The organism is Archangium sp., assembly GCF_036389735.1.
GTDB lineage: Bacteria > Myxococcota > Myxococcia > Myxococcales > Myxococcaceae > Archangium.
The window spans coordinates 1-3,692 of the sequence record NZ_DASVWK010000773.1; the positions used below are offsets into that span (position 1 = coordinate 1).

The window sequence follows — 3,692 nt, forward strand, 5'->3', positions numbered from 1 at the left end:
CTCCCCGGGCTCCTGAACATGGCCCGTAACCAGGGGCTGAAGGTGCAGGGGATCGATCTGCTGATGGGACCCCAGCTCGCGCTCTACAAGGAGAAGATCAACCTTGTGAGCAAGGCCATCTACTCGCCGCACTTCCCCGTGGGCTTCTCGCTGGAGTTCCTGGGGACCGAGTTCCTCGACGGGGAGGCCGTCCAGAAGCAGAAGCTCCGGTCCTCGAACGGGAGCATCCACAACTCCCCAGCCGCGACGGCCTTCGCGGATGTGTCGCTCAAGAGCGAGGCCGGGCGCGACTACCTCGATACGCTCAGGACCCGGTACGAGGGCAAGATGCCCGCGTTCGCGCCCTTCGAGATCTTCGAGTCGGCCTGGGCGCTCCACAACTTGAGCCTGGGAACGGATATCACCCAGCTGGAGGCCGCCAGGCCCTTCATCGAGCAGCTCAAGAAGGCCTGGAACCCCAAGGGCTTGAGCTTCTCGAGCAACCTCTCCTTCTCCGACCTGGACGACACCGCGCTGGCCTTCCGGCTCCTGCACCTCTTCGGAGAGAAGGTCGACCCGGCCGGGCTGGAGTTCTTCGAGGCGGAGAAGCACTTCCGGTGCTACCCGCTGGAGCGCAACATCTCCATCGACGTCCACCTCCACATCATCCACGCGCTCCGGGACGCCCATGAGTTCCCGCGTCGTGCCGAGATGTTGGCGAAGGCCGTGAACGCCCTGAGGAGCAAGCCCGCCAACGACTTCATCACCGACAAGTGGCACGTGTCGCCCTACTACAGTACGGGCCATGCCATCGTGGCCCTGACGGGCCTGGCCGATGATCTCATCGAGAAGCACGTCGCCTGGCTGCTGAAGACCCAGCGCGAGGACGGAAGCTGGACCTACTACCCGGAGCTCCCCAAGGCGGCCATCGAGGAGACGATCTACGGGGTGATGGCCCTGCAGTCCCTGTACGAGCACAAGAAGGACGGCGCCCTGCTCGACCGCATCGAGAAGGGGGTCGCCTACCTCAAGGAGAACTACACCTGCCCCGAGGAGCTGCCTCGGCTCTGGATCACCAAGGTCCTCTACAACCCGTACCACATCGTCGAGTCCGCCGTGCTGGCCGTGTTCGCCCGGTACGAGCGTCTCAAGTCGAGGGGTTGAGCAGCGGCGGGGAGCGCGGGCCCGGCCAGCAACGCCGGGCCCCGGTCCCCTGCCCCTACCGCTTCGAGAGGTACACCCACACGCCGTCCTTGGCGTGTTGGGTGGTGCTGACGTGCCGCTCGACCACGCGTCCGGGCACGGGCTTGATCCGGTAGCGCTGGGCGAAACGCGAGAGGATGAGCGGCCCCTCCATCAGCGAGAACTCCTTGCCGATGCACTGCCGCTGACCGGCGCCGAAGGGAACCCACGCCTGCTTGTGTCGTCCCACCGAGCGCTCCGGCGTGAAGCGGTCCGGGTCGAAGGTGTTCGGATCCGTCCAGGCATCCTCGTTGCGATGGAGCAGGTGCAGGATGATCGCCACCATGGTGTTGGGGGGAATGCGGTAGCCGTCCACCTCGTCCTCCGCGACCGTCTGGCGCGGCATCCAGTACGAGGGGGGATAGAGCCGGAGCGCTTCCAACACCACGTTGCGGCTGTAGGTGAGCTGTTGCAGATCGTTGAAGCCGGGCGCGCGCTGGCCGAGGACAGCATCCGCCTCCGTCTCCAGCCGCTGCGCGAGCTCCGGGTTCTGGGCCATGAAGTGGAACGCCCACGACATGCTCACCGCGGTGGTCTCGTAGCCGGCACAGAAGAGCGACACCGCCTCGTCGCGGAGCAGCTCGTCGGACATCTTCTCGCCCGTCTCCGGATCCGACATCTGCAGCAGCAGGGAGAGCAGGTTGTCCCCCACGGTGGGATCCTTGCGGCCCCGCTCGATGACCCGCATCACCGTCTCATCGATGATCTGGATCGACTCCTTGTAGCGAGCCTTCCCGGGGACCGGAATCCACTCCGGCAGCGAGTGGGTCATGATGCCCAGCATCATGAAGTCGAAGACGTAGGCCAGCGCCACGGAGACCCGATCCGCCTCACCCTGCTCCATCCCGCTGCCGAACAGGCTGCGCACGAGCACGTTCATGGTGACGCGGGTGACCGCCTTGGCGATGTCGAAGGGCTCGCCCGAGTTGGCGGCCTTCTCCCAATCCTCCTCGAAGCACTTGTCGATGCTCTCCGCCATCTTCTCGGTGAGCATCACGAGCTTCTGGTGGTGGAAGGCGGGCTGCATCATCCGCCGCTGCTTGCGCCAGGGCTCGCCCTCCCGCACCGGCAGCCCATCGCCCAGGAACGTCCGGAAGGAGTCCCAGATGGGCCCCTCCTTGACGTAGTTCTTCATGTGGTCGATGAGTACCCGCTGGGCGTGCCGGGGGTGGCACATGACCACGATCTCGGAGAACCCGAGGTCCAGGGTGAAGATGTCCCCGTACTGCTTTTGCGCCGCCTCCAGGAAGTCCAGGCGCTTGCTCAGCAGGCCGGGAAGCGCTCCCACCAGGGGATAGCCCTTCACCTTCGGCGGAAGCGACAGTGCCGACTGCTTGAGGGCAGGGGTATTGCTCATCGTCAGGTTCCTCTCGTCCGATGTTGCGCGAGACGCTCCAGGCGCCCGGGTCGTGACCTGGACATCCTACCCCAGGTCACAGCGGCATTCGTGAGAGAGGTGCGCGCCTCGCACGAGGGAGGTTCCGTCCCCCGTGGAGCAGGCAGGCGCGCCGACGACTCACCACCTCACGGGCATCGAGTCGAAGTTGCGGAAGAGGATGCTGGGCGGCTTGCGCTGCGGTTGCAGCTCCTCGTCCAGACGCAGGTTGGGCATCTTCGCCAGCAGGATCTCGAAGGCGATCTCCAGCTCGCGACGAGCCAGACCGGCCCCCAGGCAGTGGTGCGCCCCGAAGGCGAAGCTCAAGTGCTTCTGGTGGGTATGGTCGCGCCTGATGTCGAAGCGATCCGGGTCGGGGAACACATTCGGATCCCGGTTGGCGGCGGCCAACCCGAGCATCACCACGTCGCCTTTGCGAATGGTCCGGCCACGAAGCTCGAAGGTCTCCGTCGCGACGCGGATGCCGAAGGAGGTCGGCGGGCTGAAGCGCAGCATCTCCTCCAGGGCCGGCTTGATCAGGCTGGGGTCCTCCCGGAGGAGCTGGAGCTGATCCGGGTGCGTCAGCAGATCGTAGATGCCACTGTTGATCTGATCCGAGGTGGTGACGTGCCCGGCCGTGAGGATGAGCAGGGCGTTGGACATCAGCTCCTCCATGGCCATCCCCCCCCCCTCCTGGATGTGGATCATCTGGCTGAGCATGTCGTTGCCGGGATTGCGGCGACGATCCTCGATGAGACTCTCCAGGAAGGCGTTGAACTCCAGGACGGCCTGGTTGGCCTCCTTGGCCACCTGCACGATGTCCATGCCCGCCACACCAATGGCGAAGCGGGCGATGTCCTCCCCCCACTTCTGGAAACGCGAACGGGACTCCGGGGGGACACCCAGGACCTCGGCGATGATCAACGAGGGGAGGTGGTAGGCGGTCTCCTTCGCCAGATCCATGCGCCCCCGGGGCAGCACGGCCGACACCAGCTCCTCGGTGATGCGGCGGATGGCCGGCCGCCAGGCATCGAGCGCCTGAGGCGAGAAGGCCGGGTTGGCCTGCCGGCGGAGCCTCAGGTGATTCGCGCCGTCC

The 3,692-nt window shown here is 65.8% G+C and carries 3 protein-coding genes; 1 reads left to right on the forward strand and 2 read right to left on the reverse strand.

Annotation, left to right across the window (positions count from 1 at the left end):
- Positions 1-1,143 (forward strand): hypothetical protein (locus VF794_RS27490; RefSeq protein ID WP_331115435.1); only part of this gene is annotated, 1,143 nt, incomplete at its 5' end.
- A gap of 55 nt (positions 1,144-1,198) precedes the next feature.
- On the opposite strand, the gene VF794_RS27495 is transcribed toward VF794_RS27490, so the two are convergent.
- Together VF794_RS27495 and VF794_RS27500 are read right to left on the reverse strand one after the other, a co-directional pair.
- Positions 1,199-2,578, reverse strand: coding sequence for a cytochrome P450 (locus VF794_RS27495; protein ID WP_331115437.1), 1,380 nt, complete (start codon positions 2,576-2,578; stop codon positions 1,199-1,201).
- Positions 2,579-2,737: 159 nt separating this feature from the next.
- On the reverse strand, positions 2,738-3,692 hold a 955-nt coding region (locus VF794_RS27500), incomplete at its 5' end, for a cytochrome P450 (protein WP_331115439.1).

Coding starts and splice junctions, on each gene's coding strand:
- VF794_RS27495 (WP_331115437.1), bottom strand. CDS start 2,578: ATGAGCAATACCCCTGCCCTCAAGCAGTCGGCACTGTCGCTTCCGCCG.